Source organism: Actinophytocola xinjiangensis (assembly GCF_001921215.1).
Lineage (GTDB): Bacteria > Actinomycetota > Actinomycetes > Mycobacteriales > Pseudonocardiaceae > Actinophytocola > Actinophytocola xinjiangensis.
The window spans coordinates 317,110-336,797 of the sequence record NZ_MSIF01000007.1 but is presented as its reverse complement, the minus strand read 5'-3'; the positions used below and the strand labels follow the sequence as shown (position 1 = coordinate 336,797).

General features: G+C 72.2%; 21 protein-coding genes. 11 read left to right on the top strand and 10 right to left on the bottom strand.

Annotated elements, in window-relative coordinates; genetic code table 11:
* Nucleotides 1-35: 35 nt before the first annotated feature.
* The 5 genes from BLA60_RS17600 to BLA60_RS17580 all read left to right on the top strand — a co-directional run bounded on the left by BLA60_RS17600 (nucleotide 36) and on the right by BLA60_RS17580 (nucleotide 5,734).
* Entirely contained in the window at nucleotides 36-1,796 is a 1,761-nt protein-coding gene (locus BLA60_RS17600) for an ABC transporter ATP-binding protein (protein WP_075133970.1), read from the top strand.
* Between the two features lie 31 nt (nucleotides 1,797-1,827).
* Nucleotides 1,828-2,691: a LysR family transcriptional regulator gene (locus BLA60_RS17595; protein ID WP_075133969.1), complete on the top strand. Its 864-nt coding sequence runs from the start codon at nucleotides 1,828-1,830 to the stop codon at nucleotides 2,689-2,691.
* Nucleotides 2,692-2,883: 192 nt separating this feature from the next.
* Entirely contained in the window at nucleotides 2,884-3,936 is a 1,053-nt protein-coding gene (locus BLA60_RS17590; RefSeq protein WP_075133968.1) for a tartrate dehydrogenase, read from the top strand.
* A gap of 40 nt (nucleotides 3,937-3,976) precedes the next feature.
* Nucleotides 3,977-5,227, top strand: coding sequence for a pyroglutamyl peptidase (locus BLA60_RS17585; protein ID WP_075133967.1), 1,251 nt, complete (start codon nucleotides 3,977-3,979; stop codon nucleotides 5,225-5,227).
* A gap of 6 nt (nucleotides 5,228-5,233) precedes the next feature.
* The gene (locus BLA60_RS17580; RefSeq protein ID WP_075133966.1) at nucleotides 5,234-5,734 is read left to right on the top strand and encodes a DinB family protein; all 501 of its coding nucleotides are present in this window, start codon (nucleotides 5,234-5,236) and stop codon (nucleotides 5,732-5,734) included.
* Between the two features lie 46 nt (nucleotides 5,735-5,780).
* On the opposite strand, the gene BLA60_RS17575 is transcribed toward BLA60_RS17580, so the two are convergent.
* Nucleotides 5,781-5,990 carry a hypothetical protein gene (locus BLA60_RS17575; protein ID WP_154814418.1) on the bottom strand — a complete coding sequence of 70 codons (210 nt, stop codon included), beginning with the start codon at nucleotides 5,988-5,990 and terminating at the stop codon, nucleotides 5,781-5,783.
* A gap of 209 nt (nucleotides 5,991-6,199) precedes the next feature.
* Here BLA60_RS17575 and BLA60_RS17570 point away from each other — a divergent pair, with 209 nt between their 5' ends.
* The 3 genes from BLA60_RS17570 (at nucleotide 6,200) to BLA60_RS17560 (ending at nucleotide 8,578) form a co-directional block, all read left to right on the top strand.
* Nucleotides 6,200-7,024, top strand: coding sequence for a helix-turn-helix domain-containing protein (locus BLA60_RS17570; protein ID WP_075133964.1), 825 nt, complete (start codon nucleotides 6,200-6,202; stop codon nucleotides 7,022-7,024).
* A gap of 2 nt (nucleotides 7,025-7,026) precedes the next feature.
* The gene (locus tag BLA60_RS17565; RefSeq protein ID WP_075133963.1) at nucleotides 7,027-7,191 is read left to right on the top strand and encodes a DUF397 domain-containing protein; all 165 of its coding nucleotides are present in this window, start codon (nucleotides 7,027-7,029) and stop codon (nucleotides 7,189-7,191) included.
* Nucleotides 7,192-7,375: 184 nt separating this feature from the next.
* Complete coding sequence (locus BLA60_RS17560; RefSeq protein ID WP_245812027.1) at nucleotides 7,376-8,578, top strand: cytochrome P450; 1,203 nt, start codon at nucleotides 7,376-7,378, stop codon at nucleotides 8,576-8,578.
* A 7-nt stretch (nucleotides 8,579-8,585) separates the two neighbouring features.
* On the opposite strand, the gene BLA60_RS17555 is transcribed toward BLA60_RS17560, so the two are convergent.
* The 5 genes from BLA60_RS17555 to BLA60_RS17535 all read right to left on the bottom strand — a co-directional run bounded on the left by BLA60_RS17555 (nucleotide 8,586) and on the right by BLA60_RS17535 (nucleotide 13,838).
* Nucleotides 8,586-10,034, bottom strand: a complete 1,449-nt coding sequence (locus BLA60_RS17555; RefSeq protein ID WP_162292975.1) for an amidohydrolase — start codon at nucleotides 10,032-10,034, stop codon at nucleotides 8,586-8,588.
* The gene (locus tag BLA60_RS17550) at nucleotides 10,031-10,474 is read right to left on the bottom strand and encodes a response regulator (RefSeq protein ID WP_075133960.1); all 444 of its coding nucleotides are present in this window, start codon (nucleotides 10,472-10,474) and stop codon (nucleotides 10,031-10,033) included. The genes BLA60_RS17555 and BLA60_RS17550 overlap by 4 nt, the downstream gene beginning before the upstream one ends.
* Entirely contained in the window at nucleotides 10,471-12,018 is a 1,548-nt protein-coding gene (locus BLA60_RS17545; protein ID WP_075133959.1) for a sensor histidine kinase, read from the bottom strand. Before BLA60_RS17545 ends, BLA60_RS17550 begins: the two co-directional genes overlap by 4 nt.
* A complete protein-coding gene (locus BLA60_RS17540) occupies nucleotides 12,015-13,232 on the bottom strand; it encodes a PP2C family protein-serine/threonine phosphatase (RefSeq protein WP_075134030.1) in 1,218 nt (405 codons plus the stop codon). The genes BLA60_RS17545 and BLA60_RS17540 overlap by 4 nt, the downstream gene beginning before the upstream one ends.
* Before the next feature lie 90 nt (nucleotides 13,233-13,322).
* Complete coding sequence (locus BLA60_RS17535) at nucleotides 13,323-13,838, bottom strand: DinB family protein (RefSeq protein ID WP_075133958.1); 516 nt, start codon at nucleotides 13,836-13,838, stop codon at nucleotides 13,323-13,325.
* A gap of 97 nt (nucleotides 13,839-13,935) precedes the next feature.
* Between BLA60_RS17535 and BLA60_RS17530 the strand changes: the two genes are divergently transcribed.
* Entirely contained in the window at nucleotides 13,936-15,381 is a 1,446-nt protein-coding gene (locus BLA60_RS17530; protein ID WP_075133957.1) for an arylsulfotransferase family protein, read from the top strand.
* On the opposite strand, the gene BLA60_RS17525 is transcribed toward BLA60_RS17530, so the two are convergent.
* Nucleotides 15,365-16,033 (bottom strand): enoyl-CoA hydratase-related protein, encoded by a 669-nt coding sequence (locus tag BLA60_RS17525; RefSeq protein ID WP_075133956.1) that lies wholly within the window; start codon nucleotides 16,031-16,033, stop codon nucleotides 15,365-15,367. The genes BLA60_RS17530 and BLA60_RS17525 overlap by 17 nt on opposite strands.
* 39 nt (nucleotides 16,034-16,072) lie before the next feature.
* Nucleotides 16,073-16,447: a VOC family protein gene (locus tag BLA60_RS17520; protein ID WP_075134029.1), complete on the bottom strand. Its 375-nt coding sequence runs from the start codon at nucleotides 16,445-16,447 to the stop codon at nucleotides 16,073-16,075.
* A gap of 68 nt (nucleotides 16,448-16,515) precedes the next feature.
* Here BLA60_RS17520 and BLA60_RS17515 point away from each other — a divergent pair, with 68 nt between their 5' ends.
* Complete coding sequence (locus tag BLA60_RS17515; protein WP_075133955.1) at nucleotides 16,516-17,454, top strand: ATP-dependent DNA ligase; 939 nt, start codon at nucleotides 16,516-16,518, stop codon at nucleotides 17,452-17,454.
* Nucleotides 17,438-18,454, top strand: coding sequence for a non-homologous end-joining DNA ligase (ligD, locus tag BLA60_RS17510; protein ID WP_075133954.1), 1,017 nt, complete (start codon nucleotides 17,438-17,440; stop codon nucleotides 18,452-18,454). The genes BLA60_RS17515 and ligD overlap by 17 nt, the downstream gene beginning before the upstream one ends.
* Here ligD and BLA60_RS17505 read toward each other — a convergent pair.
* Together BLA60_RS17505 and BLA60_RS17500 are read right to left on the bottom strand one after the other, a co-directional pair.
* Nucleotides 18,451-18,858 carry a PPOX class F420-dependent oxidoreductase gene (locus tag BLA60_RS17505; RefSeq protein WP_075133953.1) on the bottom strand — a complete coding sequence of 136 codons (408 nt, stop codon included), beginning with the start codon at nucleotides 18,856-18,858 and terminating at the stop codon, nucleotides 18,451-18,453. The two genes, ligD and BLA60_RS17505, sit on opposite strands and share 4 nt — an antisense overlap.
* A complete protein-coding gene (locus tag BLA60_RS17500) occupies nucleotides 18,845-19,684 on the bottom strand; it encodes a hypothetical protein (RefSeq protein ID WP_075133952.1) in 840 nt (279 codons plus the stop codon). The genes BLA60_RS17505 and BLA60_RS17500 overlap by 14 nt, the downstream gene beginning before the upstream one ends.
* Nucleotides 19,685-19,688 lie beyond the last annotated feature (4 nt).

The window sequence follows — 19,688 nt, the reverse complement described above, 5'->3', positions numbered from 1 at the left end:
GACTGAAATGGAGCACGGATGTTCCACTAGGGCACATGGAGACTCCGCAGAAGTACGCTCGCCTCCGAGTGCTCTGGACCTTCGCCAGACCGCACCGCCGCGTGCTGGCCCTCGGGCTCGCGCTCGCGCTCCTCGGCTCGGCGTCGAGCCTCACCTCCCCGATGGTCACCAAGTGGGTCCTCGACTCCCTCGGCACCGGCGCCTCCCTCTTACCGCCGGTGATCGCGCTGCTCGGCGTGTTCCTCCTCGGCGCGGTCATCTACTGCTGGCAGTGGATCCTGCTCGGCACGATGGGGGAGCGGGTCGTGCTCGGCGCCCGCGAGTCGATGGTGCGCCGGTTCTTCCGCGCCACCGTCCCGGCCGTGACCAGCCGACCGACGGGGGAACTGGTCACACGGGTCACGTCGGACACCGTCCTGCTCCGGGAAGCGGCCTCGTCCAGTGTGATCGGGCTGATCAACGGGGCGGTGATGCTGGTCGGCTCGCTGGTGCTGATGAGCGTGCTTGACCTCGTGCTGCTCGGGGTGACCGTCGCGTCGGTGGTGGTCGTCGCGATCCTGTTCATGGTGCTGATGCCGCGCATCGCCAAGGAACAGCAGAAGGCCCAGGAGCGGGTCGGGCTGCTCGGGGGATCGCTGGAGGGCACGCTGCGCGCCATCCGGACGGTCAAGGCCAGTCGCGCGGAGGCCCGGCAGGGGGACCGCATCCTGGAGGACGCGGTCGCCTCCACCCACCACGCGATCCGCGCGGTGCGGACCGAGGCCGTCGCCTGGGTGGTCGCCTGGTCGGGCATCCAGCTGGCGATCGTGCTGGTCCTGGGCGTCGGTGCCTGGCGGGTCGCCGACGGGGAACTCGCCGTCTCCAGCCTCATCGCCTTCCTGCTCTACGCCTTCGGAATGATGGAGCCGATCACCGAGCTCAGCCGGAACGTCACCACCCTGCAGTCCGGGCTCGCCGCCGCCGCGCGCATCCGCGAGGTGGACTCGATCGACGTCGAGGTCGACCCGGCGCCGCTCGCGCCAGGGACGCCGGTGGACACCGACCACGTCCTGGAACTGCGGGACGTGGTCGCCGGGTACGGGCCGGACACCGAGCCGGCGGTCGCCGGGGTGAGTCTCGCGGTGCCGCGCCGGGGGCACACGGCCATCGTCGGGCCGTCGGGGGCCGGCAAGACCACGGTGTTCTCGCTGATCCTGCGGTTCCTGGAGCCCCAGGGCGGGTCGCTGCGGCTCGACGGGCGCGACTACCGCGAGCTGTCGCACGCCGAGGTCCGGTCGCGGATCGCCTACGTCGAACAGGAGACGCCGATCGTGCCGGGCACCATCCGGGACAACCTGCTGTTCACCCACCCCGACGCGACCGACGAGGAACTCGCGGCGGTGCTGGCCGAGGTCCGGCTGACCGACAAGATCGCCGAACTGCCCGACGGGTTGGACACCTCCCTGACCTCCACGTCGGTTTCCGGCGGGCAGCGGCAGCGCATCGCGCTGGCGCGGGCCGTGCTGCGCACCCCGGACCTGCTGCTGCTGGACGAGGCGACCGCGCAGGTCGACGGGCTGACCGAGGCCGCCATCCACGACTGCATCCGCCGGCGGGCCGCCGAGGGCGCGGTCGTCACGGTCGCGCACCGGCTGTCCACGATCATCGACGCGGACACCATCCTGGTGATGGAGGACGGCCGGGTCCGCGCCCGGGGCACGCACGAGTCGCTGCTGGACACCGACGCGCTCTACCGCGAGCTGGTGGAGGCGCTGCGCATCGCCGGGGAGCAGGCGCCGGCCCCGACCGCGTTGTAGGCTGCGGCACCTGGCCGCCGGGGGGTCCACGATGGACGTTCGACAGTTGCGGTACTTCCTCGCGGTGGTCGACCACGGGAGCGTGCACCGGGCGGCCAGGGAACTGTTCGTCGCCCAGCCGTCGGTCTCCCAGGCGCTGCGGGCGCTGGAGCGCGACCTGGGCGCGGAGCTGTTCCACCGCACCGGCCGCCGGCTGGTGCTCACCGCCGCCGGCGAAGGACTCGTCGAACCGGCACGTGACGTGCTGGCCGGGCTGCGCCTGGCCCGCGACACCGTCGAGGCCGTCGAGGGCCTGCGCGGCGGGCGACTGCTGATCTCGGCCATGCCGTCCCAGGCGGTCAGCCCGCTGGCCGGGATGATCGGCCGGTTCGCCGCCCGCCACCCGGACGTCGAGGTCGTCGTGCGGGCCGGCGCCACCCCGCCGGAGGTGCTCGACGCCGTGCGGGTTGGCGCGGCGGAGCTGGGGGTGCTCGGCGCCGCCCGGCGTCCCGAGCCGGCCGGGATGGTCGTCACGCCGCTGGCCACGCAACGGTTCGTGCTGGTCGCCGCCGCGCCGGGGGACCTGCCGGCGGGCGGTCCGGTGTCCCCGGCGGCGCTGGCCGGTGTGCGGCTGATCGCCGGGCAGCGGGGGACCGTGATGCGCCGCGCCGCCGACGACATCGTGCGCGCGGCGCCGGGCAGCCGGATCGCCGTGGAGGTCGAGCACCGGGAGGCGGTGCTGCCGCTGGTCCTGGCCGGTGTCGGCGTGGCGGTGCTCAGCGAGTCCTGGCGCCAGCTCGCCCTCGACGCCGGCCTCGCCGTCCGCGACCTCGACTCCCCGGAGGTCCTGCACGTGTGCCTGGTCCACCGCACCGGCCGGCTCAGCCCCGCCGCCAGGGAGTTCACCAACCAATAGGAGCGGGAGTTCCATAGCGGACGCCGTCTGGACTGACGAGCGCGCGCAGGCGCGTCAGCGCCGAGCACGGGAGGAGGGAAGACGGCGTCTGAGCGGAGGAACGGGAGCGACCAGTGCGAATAGGTAAGGCCTATCAGGCAACGAGGAACTCGGTCTTGGACCGGGACCCGGGGTGGCCGATGCACTGGGCACATGACTGATCACCGCATCGCGCTCATTCCGGGGGACGGCATCGGCGTCGAGGTCCTGCCGCCGGCCACCGCCGTGCTCGACCGGGTCGGCGCCCGGCACGGCCTCACCTTCACCTACGACGAGTTCGACTGGAGCTGCGAGCGGTACCTCAACGAGGGCGCGATGATGCCCGACGACGGCCTCGACCGGATCCGCCACCACGACGCGATCCTGCTCGGCGCCGTCGGCTGGCCCGGCGTGCCCGACCACATCTCGCTGTGGGGCCTGCTGATCCCCATCCGCCGGCAGTTCGACCAGTACGTCAACCTGCGCCCGATCAAGGTCATGCCCGGGGTGCCGAGCCCGCTGCGTGCCGCCGTGCCCGGCCTGGAGTTCGTCGTCGTGCGGGAGAACGTCGAGGGGGAGTACTCCGAGGTCGGCGGGCGTTTCCGGCGAGGCTTCCCGGACGAGATGGCCGTGCAGGAGTCGGTGTTCACCCGCCCGGGCGTCAACCGGATCCTCGACTACGCCTTCGAACTGGCCACCACCCGGCGCGGCGTGCTGACCTCGGCGACCAAGTCCAACGGGATCGTGCACACCATGCCGTTCTGGGACGAGCTGGTCGCCGAGGCCGGTGAGCGGCACCCGAGCGTGAGCTGGCACCAGGAGCACATCGACGCGCTGGTCGCCAAGATCGTGCTCGACCCGGCCCGCTACGACGTGATCGTCGGGTCGAACCTGTTCGGCGACATCCTCTCCGACCTGGCCGCCGCCGTCGCCGGCAGCATCGGCATCGCCCCCGCCGGCAACCTCAACCCCGAGCGCACCTACCCGTCGATGTTCGAGCCGGTGCACGGCTCGGCGCCGGACATCGCCGGGCGGGGCGTGGCCAACCCGCTGGGCGCCATCTGGTCGGCGGCCATGATGCTCGACCACCTCGGTCACCCCGAGGCCGCCGCCGAGGTCGTCGCCGCGATGGCCGACGTGCTCGGCAACACGCCGGTGCGCACCGCCGACCTCGGCGGCACCGCCGACACCGCCACGTTCACCAGGACCCTGCTCGACCGGCTCTGACCCTTGCCGGCCACCACCCGTGACCGGAAGGATCATCTGGGTGAGGCAGCTGACGCGCGGGTTGGTGGCTCTTGTCCTGGGACTGTCGTCGGTGGCGCTGCTGCCGGCCGGGGTGGCGACCGCCGCCCCGCCGGGCTGCGCCGATCCGACGGCGCCGCTGACCGTCGAGGAGCGGCGGCTGCCCGGCCCGGTGCCGACGGAGATCCTGGCGCGCAGCGGGTTCGACCGGTTCGCCGCCGCGTTCACCCCCGCGCTGTGCGCGGTGCGCGACCCGATGGTGGCCCAGATCGCGGTGGCCGCGCAGGGCCGGCTGCTGTGGGAGACGGCGGTGGCCCGCGCCCAGGGCCGGGTGCCGGCCGGCTCGCTGCCGGTGACCGACGACCGGCCGCTGTACTGGGCGCGCCTGGGCCTGACGACGGCGCTGCGCCAGTGGACCCCGGCGTTCGAGCTGAGCGACGCGCGGCGCGCCGAGCTGATCGGCGTGCTGGAGACCGCGTCGCGCGGCCAGGACTCGGTGCGCTACCCGGGACGCGAGAAGCGGGTGCTGATCAGCGGATTCGACCCGTTCCAGCTCGACCAGGACATCCGGCGCAGCAACCCCTCCGGGGTGAGCGCACTCGCGCTGGACGGCACGGTCGTCGACACCCCGGCCGGCCGCGCGCGGATCGAGGCGGCGGTGTTCCCGGTGCTGTGGGACCCGTTCGCCGCCGGGACGGTGGAGCGCACGTTCCTGCCGTGGCTGGGCCGCGTCGACCTGGCGACCACGATCAGCCAGGGCCGCCCGGAGCGGTTCGACGTGGAGCGCTACAACGGCCGCTGGCGCGGCGGCTACCCGGACAACGACAACGTCTCGCGGACCGGCGTCGCGCCGATCCCGGCCGGGGTGCCGACCGTCACGCCGGCGCCGGAGTTCGTGCCGACGACGTTGCCCCACCAGCGGATCGTGGACACGCCGACCGGCCGGTTCCCGGTGTTCGACAACACGTCGGTGGTGGAGATCCCCGCCGGGCAGACCGAGCCGGTCACCAGCCCCGGCGGGCCCACCCCCGGGTCGGTCGCGCGGGCCGGCGGTGGTGGGGACTACCTGTCCAACGAGATCGCCTACCGGGTGACGTTGCTGCGCGACGCGCTGGGCCTGGACCTGCCGGCCGGGCACCTGCACACGCCGGTGCTCCAGTTCGCGCCGGACAACCGGACCGAGGTGACCGACCCGGTGTTCGCCGCCAACCAGCGCGACATCGCCGACCAGGTGCGGGCGGTGCTCGCCGTCGCCGTGGGGTCACTACGCTGACCAGTCATGGAGCGGGTGAGTCCGCCGCTGACCGGCGGTGAACGGGAGACGCTGCGCGCGTTCCTCGACTACCACCGGGCGACGCTGGCGATGAAGTGCGCCGACCTGTCCGACGAGGACCTGCGCCGGCGGTCGATGCCGCCCTCGACGCTGACCCTGCTCGGACTGGTGCGCCACCTGGCCGAGGTCGAACGGAACTGGTTCCGCCGGGTCATCGCCGGCGAGGACATCGGCCACGTGTGGTCCCCCGAGGGCGACTACCAGGTCGCCTACGACGCCACCGGCGCCACCAGGGCCGAGGCGTTCGCCGCCTGGGAGGCCGAGGTGGCGCGGTCACGGGAGATCGAGCGGGCGGCCGAGTCCCTCGACGTCACCGGGTACGTCCCCAAGTGGGGCAGCGACGTGTCCCTGCGCCTGGTGATGCTGCACCTGATCCACGAGTACGCCCGCCACAACGGCCACGCCGACTTCCTCCGCGAGGGCATCGACGGCGTCGTCGGCGCCTGAGTCGCCAGCGGGCGGAACACCCTCGCTGCCTGACCTGGGTTCGTGGTCAGCCGGTGGTGACCGTGCCGTGCGCCAGTTCCTGGGCGACCCTGATGAACGCCCGCAGGGCGGTCGGCTCGAACTCCAGGTTGATGTCGGAGTCCTCGCCGCTGATCATGATTCGGGGCCGGTTCCGGAAACCGTCCGTGTCGCCTTTGATGTGATGGTCGGTCGTGACATCCAGCCACACCTGATGGCATTCGGCCGTGAATCCCATGCTCTCCTCCTGTGTTTGATTGAATGGCATTGGTCCGGGTGGTGTGCAATTCACGTGGTGGTACTGTCCCGCCGTGCGCCCGTCAGCAATCGCCTGCTGACCTTCCGGGGACCTGATCGTTCACTTTCCGTCGTGTGCCGTTGGGCAAATCAGACGCTACGCGCGCGGCCGATTGGCTGGGCGTGATTGCACGAGGTGATTGGAGCGCGATGAGGAAGAGGCCACAGGCGAGGGATCGCATAATCGGGGCACGGCTTCGGGCTATCCGCACTGAACGTGTCGGTCTGTCGCAGGAACAGGCGGCGGATCTGGCACAATGGCCACCCGCTCGGCTGAGTCGAACCGAGCGTGGGCTACGGGCAGTGACGAACGAAGAAGTGGCAACTTTGCTGACCGCATGGAAGTTGCCGCTGGCTGATCGGGAGCGGCTGCTCCAGGAGATGCGCGTCGGCGCGTCATCGGGGTGGTGGGACCGGCCCCTGCCCGGCGTGCCGCAGGAGGTGGGGGCGCTGGCCTCCTACGAGTCCGAGGCCCACGAGTTGGTGAGCGTGTCGCTGACCGTCATCCCCGGCCTGCTCCAGACCTACGAGACGGCCGTCGGGGTGTTCCGTGCTGACGGCGGCCCGTCCGAGGACTTCGAGACGGGTTGGATGGCGCGGCTACGCAGACAACAGATCCTCGGCAAGGTCACGTACATGGCGTACATTTCGGAGACCGCGCTGCGTACGCCCTACGGTGGCAGTCGCGACGCCGTGCGCAACCAACTCGGGCACCTGCTGGCCGCCCAGGACCGAGGCATCACGGTGCGGGTGATACCGGCGCATCAGACCAGGGTCACCACGTTCCACCCGTTCATCCTGATGCGCTTCCCGCACGCGGACCCCGTGGTCCACGTCGAGGTCACCGGTGGGGCGTTCTACGTGAGTGACGATGCTGTGGTCCCGTTCGCGTCCATCGTCACCAGACTTGGTCGTCTGGCTCTGTCGCAGCGTGAAACCCGTACGATCATACTGCGACTGATGGAGGGACTTTGATCATGTGGCGAAAGGCGCGCAAGTCGGCGGACACCTCAGCGTGCGTCGAGGTGAGGCAGGATCTGAACGCGCTTCGGGACAGCAAGAACCCGGGTGGGCCGGTGCTGGCCGCGCCGGGTCTGCGGGAGCTGGTGCGGGCCGTGCGAGTCGGTCAGGTTCACGCCTGACCGTGCGGCGGTGGCCCCGGTGGTTCGTCCGGTGAACTTCCGGGGTTCGCCGCCGGCTGTTTCGCGAACCGGAGAAATTCGGGCTGTTGTCACTCCGTTCGGTATTCCTGCTTCCGGTTGTCGGTTTCGTGCGGCATGGTGGAAGGGAGGGGCCTTCGAGCGGAGGTGAGGAATGTCAACTTCCGTGCCATTTCTGAACGTCGTTGATCCGGAATTCGATTTCTGTGCGCCGGAGGTGCTGGCCGCCCAGGCGGCGAGTTGGTACGCCGAGAGCCCGATCGGACGGGTGGTACTGCGCTACACGCCGGCGCGGGCGTTGCTGCGCGACCCCCGTTTCGACCACAACGGCCGGTTGTTCATGGAGCGCAACGGGGTTTCCGGCGGCCCGGTCTACGACTGGTTCGTGCCGATGATCGTCAACCGGGACGGTGCCGACCACCGCCGGCTGCGTGGACTGGTCAACCGGGCGTTCACGCCGCGTGTGGTGGAGAACCTGCGCCCGTTCATCCGCGCCCGCGCCGAGGAGTTGGCCGACCGGCTCGCGGAGAACGAGATCAGTGACTTCGTGACCGATTTCGGTGATCCGATGCCGTTGGCGGTCATGTGTGAACTGCTGGGTGTGCCGCCGGAGGACCACGACGTCTTTCGCGGCTGGAGCACCGATATCGGGCTGGTGTTCAGCGTCGCGCACGGCGGCGACATCCCGGGGCGGGTGGCGGCGGCGCTGCTCGGCCTCTCCGGCTATGTCGAATCACTCATGGCGGCGAAGGCGCGGAAACCGGGCGAGGATCTGATCTCCGCGCTGATCGCCGCGCGGCGCGAGGACGGCGGGCTGGTCAGTCGGGAGGAACTGCTCAACCTGGTGATCACCCTGGTGTTCGCCGCGCACGACACCACCCGCCACCAGCTCGCCAACGCCATGGTGGCCTTCGCCGAGCATCCCGGGCAGTGGAGTGTGCTCGGGCAGCGTCCCGAGCTCGCGGAGCGGGCCGTCGAGGAGGTCATGCGCTGGCGACCGTCGACCACCATCGCCTACCGGTACGCCGTCGACCACCTCGAGTTCGAGGGCCTCCCGCTGGCCCCCGGCGACTGCCTGACCGTCTGCGTCGCCACCACCCAGCGCGACCCCGCCGTCTTCCACGGCGGCGACCGGTTCGACATCACCGTGCCCCGTGAGGCGCCGCCGTTGCAGTTCGGCGCCGGACCACACCACTGCCTGGGCGCCGCGCTGGCCCGCGCGGAGGTCGGCGAGGTGCTGCCGCTGCTCGCCCGCCGGTTCGGCCCGCCCCGCATCGCCGGGCCGGTGTCCTGGAGTCCGCCCATGGGAATCCACGGCCCGGAAACCCTGCCGCTGAGCTTCGCCAGCGACGCGAACGCCCTGCGCTGACGGACGGTCACCGTGACAGGTGGGTCAGTGCTCCGTTGAGGACGGTCGCGGTGATCGGCAGGTCGCGGAGCTCGTCGGGCGGCAGGCCCGGCAGGGGGCGGGCGGTCAGGACCAGGTCGGCCGGGTCGCCGACCCGCACGTCGGTCCGGCCGCCGGTGCTGGCCGCCAGGGCGTCGGCCAGGGACAGGGACTGCTCGGGATGCCACGGCGCCCGGTCGTCGTCGCGGCGGGTCACCGCCGAGGCGATGGCGTCCCACGGGTCGAGTGGCGCCACCGGGGCGTCGGAGCCGAACTCCAGGCGGGTGCCGGCGGCCAGCAGCGCGGCATACGGGAACGCGCGCGCCGTGCGGCCGGGCCAGTGGGTGTCGGCCACGTCCCGGTCGTCGGGGGCGTGGGCGGGCTGCACCCCGGCGGTCACACCGAGCGCGGCGAAGCGGGCCACGTCCCGGGGCGCCAGCAACTGCGCGTGCTCGATCCGGCCGCCGGTGCCCAGGGCGGCGAACGTGTCCAGGGCCAGGGCGTTGGCCGCGTCGCCGATCGCGTGCAGGGCGGGGGTGAGGCCGTGGGCGGCGGCGCGGCGGGTGAGGGCCAGCAGCTCGTCGGCGGCGAACAGGGCCTCGCCCCGGTAGTCGCCGCCGGGGTAGGGGTCGTGGCAGTGGGCGGTGCGGGTGTTGAGCGAGCCGTCCAGGAACAGCTTCAGCGGGCCGACACCGAGCAGCCCGCCGCCCTCGGGCAGCACGTCGCCGGTGCGGTGGCCCCGCTCCACGGCCAGGTCCAGGGCGAACCGGGCGATCACGCAGCGGATCCTGGTCGACGGCGCGCGCAGCGCCGCCCGCCTGGTCCAGTCGGCGACCGTGTCGGCGTACTCGTAGTCGGTGATCGCGGTGACGCCCCGCGCGGCCGCGGCGTCGGTGGCCGCCAGCACCCACCGGTCGGCGACCTCGGGCGGCGGCGCCGGCAGCGCGGCGGTCAGCGCCATGCACTCGTCCTCGACGAACACCCCGGTCGGATGCTCCCGGCGCAGCAGCCGCAACGCCGCCGAGTTCAGCCACAGCGCGTGCAGGTCGTTGCTGAACAGCGCCGCCGGACGGTCCGGCAGCACCCGGTCCAGCACCGTCTTGTGTGGACGGTCGGGCCACAGGGCGGCGTGGAAGTGCGCGCCGCGCACCAGGTCCGTGCCTGGCGGAGCGGCTTCGGCGAGGATGGCCGCCGCGTGCGCCGCCGAGGTCGCCGCGCCAAGCGGCACCCGCCGCCGCGCGGCGGCCCACTGGAGCAGGTGCGCGTGCGCGTCGACCAGGCCGGGTAACAGCGTGCCGCCCCGGCCGTCGACCACCTCGCCCGGGCCGGTCGGCCGGGACACCGGCTCGATCGCGTCGACCCGCCCGCCGCAGATCCGCACGGTCGCGCGGCGGCCGGTCAGGCCGAGCGTGACGTCGTGCAGCACCAGGCCCATCAGCTGGGCAGTTTCACGACCGTCACGAAGAAGTCGTCGATCTGGCGGATCACCTCGATGAACCGCTCGAAGTCCACCGGCTTGCTCACGTAGGCGTTGGCGTGCAGGGCGTAGCTGCGCACGATGTCCTCCTCGGCCTCCGAGGTGGTCAGCACCACGACCGGGATCAGCCGCAGCGCCGGGTCGTTCTTCAGCTCGGCCAGCACCTCACGGCCGTCGCGGCGCGGCAGGTTCAGGTCCAGCAGGATCAGGCCCGGCCGGGGCGCGTCGGCGAACTCGCCCTCGCGGCGCAGGAACTGCAACGCCTGCTCGCCGTCGTTCACCACGTGCAGGTTGTTGCGGATCTTGTGGTGCTCGAAGGCCTCCCGCGTCATCAGCACGTCGCCGTCGTCGTCCTCGACGAGCAGCACGTCGACCACGTCGAGCTCGGTCGGCTCACTCATTCGCTGTCCTCTTCCTCGGTCGGTGTCTCTGACTCTCGCAGGGCCGGCAGGGTGAACCGGAACCGGGACCCGGACTCCACCCCGGTGTCCAGCCAGATCGTGCCACCGTGATGCTCGATGATCTTGCGACACATCGCGAGACCGATGCCCGTTCCCGGATAGTCGGCCTTGTTGTGCAGCCGCTGGAAGATGACGAAGATGCGGTCGGCGTACTCCGGGGCGATGCCGATCCCGTTGTCGGTGACCGAGAACTCCCAGAAGTCGCCGTCGCGCCGCACGGTCACCGCCACCACCGGCGGCGCGTCGCCGTGGAACTTGATGGCGTTGCCGATGAGGTTCTGGAACACCGCCGTCAGCAGCGGCACCTCCGCCCGCACGCTGGGCAGCGGCTCGGCGGTCACGCTCGCCCCGGACTGCTCGATCACCGTGGCCAGGTTGGCCTTCGCCTGCTCGAAGATCGTGTCGCAGGAGACCGTCACCAGCTCGCGGGAGATCCGCCCGACCCGGCTGAACGCCAGCAGGTCGTTGATCAGCTCCTGCATGCGCTTGGCGCCGTCGACGGCGAAGGCGATGTACTGGTCGGCGCGCTCGTCGAGCTGCCCGCCGTAGCGGCGTTGCAGCAGCTGGCAGAAGCTCGCCACCTTGCGCAGCGGCTCCTGCAGGTCGTGCGAGGCGACGTAGGCGAACTGCTCCAGCTCCTGGTTGGACCGCACCAGGTCCTGGGTCCTGGTGTCCAGTTCGGCGTGCGCGGTGCGCAGCGCGGCCAGCTCGTCGAGGATCTGCTCGCGCATCCGGTTGACGTCGTCGCCCAGCTCGCTGACCTCCTGGGGGCCGCGCACGGCCACCACGTGCGAGAAGTCGCCGGAGGCCACCCAGCGGACCTCCTCGGCCAGCTGGGACACCGGCCGCAGCGCCGCCCGTCGCAGCGTGATCGCCAGCGTGATGACGACCAGCACGAACCCGACGGCGATCGCCACGCACACGACGTTGAGGGTGGTGGACGTGCGGTTGAGCGTGGCGGTGGCCGAGACCTTGGCCTCGCCGAGGTCGTGCTGGAGCCGGTCGATCGCCGCGCGCACGCCGTCGAACAGCTCCTGGCCCTGGACGGGCTCCGGCGAGGCCGGGCCGTCGGCGGCGTCGACGGCGGCGATCGTCGGGTCGGCGTAGACCGTGCGCCAGCTCTCGGCGCGGGCGAGCACCTGGCTCAGGCTGATCTGGGCGTCGGGCAGGTCGGTGAGCAGCGGTTCGAGCTGGCGGGCGGCGTCGGACTGCTCCTCGACGCCGCCGACGAACGAGCGCAGCAGGTCCTCGCGGGCGCCGAGCGCGAAGCCCCGCACCCCGGTCTCCTGGTTGACCAGCGCCGCCTCCAGCCGGGTGGCGTGCAGCTGCGCGGGGTCGATCCGGTCCACGACCAGCTCGCGCGCCTCGGCGAGCCTGGTCAGCGACCAGCCGCCGACGAGGATCGCGGCGATCGAGAACAGGGCCACCGCCGCCACGCTGACGTTGATGGTCCTGCGCAGCGACCAGCGGGCGGTGGAGGTCATCCGGGGTTCCCGGGCGGTTGGCCGTTGGGCCAGCTGAGCACCACGACGGCCATGTCGTCGTCGAGCGCGCCGCCGTTGAGCTCCCGCACCCGGCTGATCACCTCGTCGAGCAGCGACTCGTCGTGCAGGCCGGCGTACAGCGCGGCCTCGGTCAGGCCGATGAGCCCGTGGACGTCCAGCCGGCGACGCTGCGTGCCGACCCGGCCGTCGATCAGCCCGTCGGTGTACAGCAGCAGGGACCAGTCGTCGCCGAGAGTGACCTCGCCGCTGGGCCAGGTGTCCCGGTCGCCGACCCCGACCGGGCTGCGCACCGGCGCCGACAGTTCCGCGACGCCGTCGCGGTTGAGCAGCAGCGGCGGCGGGTGGCCGACCAGGTGCAGCCGCGCGGTGGTCCGCGACGGGGAGATGGACACCACGCACAGCGTGGTGAACAGGTGCGGTTTGAACCGCTCGTGCCGGAACACCTGGTCCACGACCCGCAGGACCTCGGTCATCGGCCGGTCGGAGAGCACCATCGTGCGCCACGCGACCCGCATCGACACGCCGAGCGCCGCCTCGTCCGGGCCATGCCCGCAGACGTCGCCGACCACGGTGTGCACCCAGCCGTCGGCGGTCTCGACCACGTCGTAGAAGTCGCCGCCGAGCAGCAGCCGCTGGCCGCCGGGGGAGTAGCGCGCGGCCACCGTCAGGGACCGGTCGGCGACCAGCGGAGAGGGCAGCAGGCCGCGTTCGAGCCGGCCGTTCTCCTCGGCGTAGATCTGCGCCTCCCGCAGCTGGCGGCCGAGCTCCTCTGACCGCTCGCGCTCGACGGCGTAGCGGATCACCCTGGCCAGGCCCTTGCCGTCGACCTGGCCCTTGACCAGGTAGTCCTGGGCGCCGACGCGCACCGCCTCCTCGCCGAGGTGCTCGTCGGCCAGGCCGGTGAGCACGACGACGGCGATCTGCGGGGCGTTCTCCTGCAACCAGCGCAGGCCGTTGAGCTCGTGGGTGTCGGGCAGGCCGAGGTCGAGCAGCACGCAGGCGGCCCCGGCCAGTGACTCCTTGGCCTCGGCGAGCGTGCGGGCGCGGTCGAGGTCGACCGGGGAGTCCTGGTCGATGAGCAGTTCCTCGACCAGCAGCGCGTCGCCGTCGTCGTCCTCGATCAACAGCACGCGGGTCTGGTCGGTGCCGTCGGTGGGACGAGAACCGTGCGCCGAGCCGGACCGGGCTGCCATCGGCACCTGCCGTTCTCCTCGATTTCCCGGGTGCCGACCTCCTTCGCGGCCGGGTCCGTTCATCCTAATCACTCGTGGAAAAAGTGCAGGTCAGAAGTACCCGGTGGTCCCGTCGAGCAGTTCGCGGACGGTGTCGGCGTGGCCCGCGTGGCGGGCGGTTTCCTCGATCATGTGCAGCAGCACCCAGCGCAGGGTGGCCTGCCCGGCGCGCAGGTCGGGGTGGTGGCCGGTGTCGTCGAGCCCGTGGGCGGCGATGATCTCGTCGGAGACCGCGCACTGCCGCTCGTACTCGGCGACCAGTTCGCCCAGCGGACGGCCGGTGGGCTGCCAGTCGATGTCGTCCTCGTCCTCGCGGAACTGCGGGTTGTCGGTGGACGGGCGGTTGAGGTAGATCACCTCGAACCAGCAGTGCTCGGTCCAGCGCAGGTGGGAGACCAGGCCGGCCATGGTCATCAGCGGTGATCCGGGCAGGACCGGCCGGTGGGCGTCCTCGTCGGACAGGTCGGCGCACTTCCAGTGGATGACCGCGCGCTGCATCTGCAACCAGCCGAGGAGCTGGGTCCGCTCGTCGGCGGCGAAGTCGGGACGAACTCGTGGGTGGCTCATGGGCGCCGGACCCTAATGGTGATCATGTCCACCCGCATCCGGTTTTCCCGACCTTCGAGGGTCGGCCAGCGCCCGGCGGTCGTGATAGGGGTGGAGGATGCGGCGGCCACGGACAGTCCTGTTGATCCTGACGCTCGTCCTCGGTGGTTGTGCCGGGACCGAGGCGGCGACCGACCCGGGCCAGGCCCGGGCGGCGCCGGCCGCGGGGAGTACGTACTCCATGGCCAGCCGGCCGGACCTGGAGCCACCGAAGGTCGCGGTGGAGACCGCGGTGGCGGGGCTCGACCCGGGCTACGTCTTCCTGATGACCCGATTAGGAGACCGTGAACCGGGTGAGACCCAGGCGTACGCCATGGTGGTCGACCGGGCCGGTGAGCTGGTGTGGACCAAGCGGTTCGACGACGACGGCACCTTCCCCAACGACCTGGCCGTGCAGACCTACCGTGGCCAGCCGGTGCTGACCTACTGGCGCGGGTCGTCCCCCGAACGCGGCTGGGGCAACGGCGAGTACGTGCTGCTGGACTCGTCCTACCGGGAGATCGCCACCGTGCGGGCCGGCAACGGCTACCACGCCGACTTCCACGACCTGACGATCACCGACCGGGGCACCGCCTACCTGCTGGCCTACCCGACGGTGCGGGGCAACCCGGCGGTGCGGGAGGGCGTCGTCCAGGAGGTCGACATCGAGACGGGGAAGGTGCTGTTCCAGTGGAACAGCATCGATCACGTCGGCCTGGAGGAGTCGGTGGCGGCGCCGCCGGACAAGCCGGGCGAGGCGTTCGACTACTTCCACGCCAACTCCGTCGACGAGTCCCCCGACGGTGACCTGCTGGTGTCGGCGCGGCACACCAGCGCGATCTACCGGATCGACCGGGAGACCGGCGCGGTGGTCTGGCGGATGGGCGGCACCAACAGTGACCTCACCCTCGGCAAGGGGGTGGAGTTCCACTGGCAGCACGACGCGCGTTGGCAGTCCGACGGCCGGATCACCCTGCTGGACAACGCGTCCAACCTGGACTCCAACGAGGACGTGGTGTCCCGCGCGCTGACCCTGGAAGTCGACGAGCGGGCCGGGACGGTGGACCTGGTGAACGCCTTCGACAACCCGGACGGCGTGCCGAGCGGCAGCCAGGCCAACCACCAGCTGCTGCCCAGCGGCACCAGCGTCGTCGGCTGGGGCTCCCGGCCGGCGTTCACCGCGTTCTCGCCGCGGGGCCAGGTCCTGCTGCACGCGAAGCTGCCGCAGGCCACGTTCTCCTACCGCGCGCTGCTGGCCGACTGGACGGGCACCCCGGACGAGCCGCCGGCCGTCGTGGTCGGCGACGGGACCGCGCACGCCTCGTGGAACGGCGCGACCGAGGTGTCGCGCTGGCGGGTGCTGTCCGGGCCGTCCCGCGACCGGCTGACCGAGGGGCCGCCGCGACCAAGGACCGGGTTCGAGACGGCGCTGGCGGTGCCGCCGGACGCGGCGTTCGTGGCGGTCGAGGCGTTGGGCCGGGACGGCGAGCCGCTGGGCCGCTCGACGGTCAGCCCAGCAGGCTGACCGGCCGGCGCAGTTCGGCCAGCGGACCGGGGAACATGCCGGTCTTGATGGCGCCCAGGGTGGCCGGGGTCTTGCCGGCCAGCGGCCGGACCCGGTCGAGCGCGGTGGGCAGCACCTCGGCCTGGTCGACGGCGGCGTCGACCAGGCCGGCGGCCGCGGCGTCCAGTCCGCCGTAGCGGCGCCCGGTGGTCATCGCCTCGACGGCGGCCGATGGCGTGAGCTTGGCCTGGATCAGCGCGGACATGCCGGGGGTGAACGGGATGTTGATGTCCACCTCCGGCAGGCAGAAGTAGCCCCGGTCGGCGCGCATGACGCGGAAGTCGTGGGCCAGGGCGAGCATGGCGCCGGCGGCGAAGGCGTGGCCGCCGATGGCGGCGACGGTGGGGGCGGGGAAGGTCAGCATCCTGGCCAGCAGGGCCTGGACCTCGCCGACGTAGTCGGCCAGCTGGTCGCCGTGGCCGCCGAGCCAGTCGAGGTCCAGGCCGTTGGAGTAGAACTTGCCGGTGGCCGTGGTGACCAGCGCGCGCGGGGTGGCCTGTTCGACCTCGTCGAGGGCTTGGCCGATCTCGGCCAGCCAGTCCGGGTGGAACCGGTTCTCGCTCTCGCCGAGGTCGAGGACGAACACGTCGGCGTCGCGGGTCAGGGTCGGCATCGGGGTCTCCTCCGTCGGCGGGTCGTACCGACCAGTAACTTAGACCGGTTCGACCCGTGTGCGCAGCAGGCAGAACTCGTTGCCCTCCGGATCCGCCAGCACGTGCCACGGCTCATCGCCGGTCTGACCGACGTCGACGGGGCGCGCGCCGGCGGCCAGCAGCCGCTCCAGCTCCGCGTCCTGGTCACGGTCGGTGGGGTTCACGTCCAGGTGCAGCGGCAGCTTGCCGCGACGCGGGTCCTCGCTCGGGCTCAGGACCAGCGCCGGCAGCGGACTGCCCGCGACCGGCGGGCCGACCACCAGCGCGCCGTCCTCCCAGCCCATCTCCGCGTAGCCGAGGACTTCGCACCAGAAGTCGCCAAGGCGTTGCGGATCGACGCAGTCGATGACGAGTTCGGTGATCCTGCTTGCCATGGCGGTCACCCTACGGTGACGTCCACTGAGGACAGCATCTGACCTGTGTGGACGGTAGGGTCGCAGGGGTGCTGACACCGCCGGTGGCGTTGGCGACGGCCCGGGACGAACGCACCGTCCCCGGTCCGGACCCGCGCTGGCGCTACGAGCCCAAGTTCGACGGCTGGCGCGCCGCGGTGTTCACCGCCGCCGGGATCGTCTGGTCCCGCCGCGACAACGACCTCGCCGGACGGTTCCCCGAGGTCGTCGCCGCCGTCCGGGACCTCGGTGATCTGGTGCTGGACGGCGAACTGGTGGCGCTGCGCGCCGGACGGCTGGACTTCGGTGCGTTGACCTCCTCGCCCCGCGCCCGCGCCGCCGCCGGCATCGACATCTACTACGTCGCCTTCGACCTGCTCGCCGAGGACGACCGGGACCTGCGCCCGCTGCCCTACACCGCCCGTCGCGACCGGCTGGTGTCCCGGCTGGCCGGGGTGTCCCCGCCGGTGCAGCTGGTGCCGGCCACCGCCGACCGGGACGAGGCGCTGGCCTGGATGCGCCCCGAGCTGGCCGAGGTCGGCATCGAGGGCGTGGTCACCAAGGACGCCGGCCGCCCCTACCGCGCCGGGCGCACCGGGGACTGGCGCAAGACCCGGCAGCTGGTCGTGGTGGACGCGGTGGTCGTCGGGGTCGCCGGGCCGGTGACCCGCCCGGAGGCGGTGGTCCTCGCCCGGCCGCGGGAGTCCGGCGAGCTGCGGGTCATCGGCCTGTCGCTGCCGCTCACACCGGCCCTGCGGGACACCGTCGCCCCACTGGTGTCGCCCACCGGCGAGCCGCGCCGCCTGCCCGGCACGGCGCTCGGACACCCCGGCGCCGCCTACCAGCCGGTGGTCCCGGCGCTGGTGGTCGAGGTCGAGGCGGAGACCACGGTGCTGACCTTCGGCGCGCGGCTGCGACCCAGGGTGCACCGGGTTCGCCCCGAGTTGACCCCCGGTGACGTACGGTCGTCCGGTGGCCAGGAACGATGATGTCGAGGTGCTCGCGGTGGCCGGGCACGACGTGCGGATCACCAGTCCCGGCAAGGTGTTCTTCCCCGAACGTGGCGAGACCAAGCTCGACCTCGCCCGCTACTACCTCGCGGTCGCCGACCCGCTGATGGCGGCGATGGGCGGGCGACCGGTGATGTTGCAGCGCTTCCCCAACGGCGTCGGCGGGTCGTCGTTCTTCCAGAAGCGGGTGGCCGCGACCAAGGCCGACCCGTGGCTGACCACCGCGACCGTCGAGACCCCGAACGGCACGACGTCCTCGGCGCTGGTGGCCGTCGACCTCGCCCACGTGCTCTGGGCGGTCAACATGGGCTGCCTCGGGTTCCACGTCTGGCCCAACACCGCCGCCGACCCCGACCACGCCGACGAGCTGCGCGTCGACCTCGACCCGGCGCCCGGCGTGGGCTTCCCGATGATCCGCGAGGCCGCCGCCGAGGTCCGCGCGCTGCTCGCCGAGCTGGGCATCGCCTGCTTCCCGAAGACCACCGGCAACCGCGGCCTGCACGTCTACGTGCGGCTGGAACCCCGCTGGGACGGCTACACCGTGCGGGCCGCGTCGGTGGCGATGGCCCGCGAGCTGGAACGCCGCCGCCCCGACCTGCTGACCGCGTCCTGGTGGAAGGAGGAACGCGGCGAGCGGGTGTTCGTGGACTTCAACCAGAACGCGCCGCACCGCACGGTGTTCGGCGCCTGGTCGGTGCGCGCCAACCCGCACGGCCAGGTCTCCGCCCCGTTCACCTGGGACGAGCTTTCCGACGTCGAGCCGCCCGACCTGACGGTCGCCACCGTGCCGCCCCGCGTCGCCCGCGACGGCGACCCGTGGGCGGCGATGACCCCCCAGTCCCTGGACCCCCTGCTGGAACTGCACGAACGCGACATGGCAGCCGGCCTGATGGACGCGCCGTGGCCACCGGTCTACCCGAAGATGCCCAACGAACCGCCCCGGGTCGCCCCCAGCCGCGCCCGCAAGGACACCGACTAGTGCACCGTGCGGGTCGACGGGTACCACTGCTCGCCGACCGGTTCGCCGGCGAGGTTCCAGCTCCACGACACCGTCGGCGTGATCCGGGTGAACACCCCGGGGCCGACCATCCCGACCCGCTCCACCGGCCGCCCGGCCCGGCCGTAGACGCGGACACCGCGCGCCACGAACGGCTGGAGGGAGACCAGGTCGTCGACCACCAGCGCGACCTCGTCGTGCCCGGCGGCCAGGTTCTGGAACTTGCGGGTGTCGACCACGGTCGGGCCGCCGCCGATCCAGAACCCCGTGCCGTCGAACTCGAACGCCACCGGCACCACGTCCGGCTGCCCGTCGCCACCGACGGTCGCGAGCCGGGCGAGGGGCTGGGAGCGCAGGTAGGCGATCTCCTCGTCACTGAACGACATGCGGTGGGCCTTCCTGCTCGGGCGTGACGTACTCGCGGCCGGTGTCGTCGGCGGGGTGGCCGTAGGAGGTCAGGAAGTAGTTGGGGCCGCGGCGCTGGACCTGGTGGGGCGGCGGGAACGGGCCGGCGAGGTCGGTGCGGACGAAGAACGCGTTGGCGCCGGCCAGTTCACAGTGGACCAGCCGGTAGCCCTTCTCCTCACCCAGGGCGCTCAGCGCGCCCAGGGAGGCGCCGAAGTACTCGGTGCCCGACCACGGGCCGGCCTCCGGTGGCTGGACGAGCCGTTCGTGCGGCGGCAGCGCCGCGTTGTACTCGATCACCACGACCCTCGGCCGGTAGCCGGTCAGCGCGCGCCAGACCCAGTAGTCGCCGCCGTCGATGTCGATGGAGACGACGTCGGGCTCGGGCGGGACGCCGCCGAGGGCGAACAGCTCGCCGACCCGCTCGGGGGTGACGGTGGCGTGCAGCGTGGTGACCCGGTCGTGCCAGCGGTACTTCTGGTGCAGCAGGTGGTTGGCGGCGCCGTCGGCCTCCATGAACAGGCCGTGCCAGCCGCCGATGTCGGCCAGCGCCACGCAGTTGCCCTCGCGCCCGGACTCGACGCCGAACTCGACGAACCACCGGCCGCCCACCCCGACCCGGCGCAGGATCTCGGCCAGCACGCCGTCCTCGCCGTTCTGGGAGAACAGCTGGTACTCGTAGGCGGTCAGCGCCAGGTCGGCCGGCGCCTGGCCCGGTCGTTCACCGACCAGGCGCAGCCGGCGGGCGTACTCGGGCAGGGCGGCGTACACCCCGCCGGCGCGGCGCAGGTCGGACTCGCTGAACACGAGC

Bases quoted from the DNA above. Each gene is read 5' to 3' on its own strand.
- BLA60_RS17600 (WP_075133970.1), top strand. From the start codon at position 36: ATGGAGACTCCGCAGAAGTACGCTCGCCTCCGAGTGCTCTGGACCTTC.
- BLA60_RS17595 (WP_075133969.1), top strand. From the start codon at position 1,828: ATGGACGTTCGACAGTTGCGGTACTTCCTCGCGGTGGTCGACCACGGG.
- BLA60_RS17590 (WP_075133968.1), top strand. From the start codon at position 2,884: ATGACTGATCACCGCATCGCGCTCATTCCGGGGGACGGCATCGGCGTC.
- BLA60_RS17580 (WP_075133966.1), top strand. From the start codon at position 5,234: ATGGAGCGGGTGAGTCCGCCGCTGACCGGCGGTGAACGGGAGACGCTG.
- BLA60_RS17575 (WP_154814418.1), bottom strand. From the start codon at position 5,990: ATGGGATTCACGGCCGAATGCCATCAGGTGTGGCTGGATGTCACGACC.
- BLA60_RS17570 (WP_075133964.1), top strand. From the start codon at position 6,200: ATGAGGAAGAGGCCACAGGCGAGGGATCGCATAATCGGGGCACGGCTT.
- BLA60_RS17565 (WP_075133963.1), top strand. From the start codon at position 7,027: ATGTGGCGAAAGGCGCGCAAGTCGGCGGACACCTCAGCGTGCGTCGAG.
- BLA60_RS17550 (WP_075133960.1), bottom strand. From the start codon at position 10,474: ATGAGTGAGCCGACCGAGCTCGACGTGGTCGACGTGCTGCTCGTCGAG.
- BLA60_RS17545 (WP_075133959.1), bottom strand. From the start codon at position 12,018: ATGACCTCCACCGCCCGCTGGTCGCTGCGCAGGACCATCAACGTCAGC.
- BLA60_RS17540 (WP_075134030.1), bottom strand. From the start codon at position 13,232: ATGGCAGCCCGGTCCGGCTCGGCGCACGGTTCTCGTCCCACCGACGGC.
- BLA60_RS17535 (WP_075133958.1), bottom strand. From the start codon at position 13,838: ATGAGCCACCCACGAGTTCGTCCCGACTTCGCCGCCGACGAGCGGACC.
- BLA60_RS17530 (WP_075133957.1), top strand. From the start codon at position 13,936: ATGCGGCGGCCACGGACAGTCCTGTTGATCCTGACGCTCGTCCTCGGT.
- BLA60_RS17525 (WP_075133956.1), bottom strand. From the start codon at position 16,033: ATGCCGACCCTGACCCGCGACGCCGACGTGTTCGTCCTCGACCTCGGC.
- BLA60_RS17520 (WP_075134029.1), bottom strand. From the start codon at position 16,447: ATGGCAAGCAGGATCACCGAACTCGTCATCGACTGCGTCGATCCGCAA.
- BLA60_RS17505 (WP_075133953.1), bottom strand. From the start codon at position 18,858: ATGTCGTTCAGTGACGAGGAGATCGCCTACCTGCGCTCCCAGCCCCTC.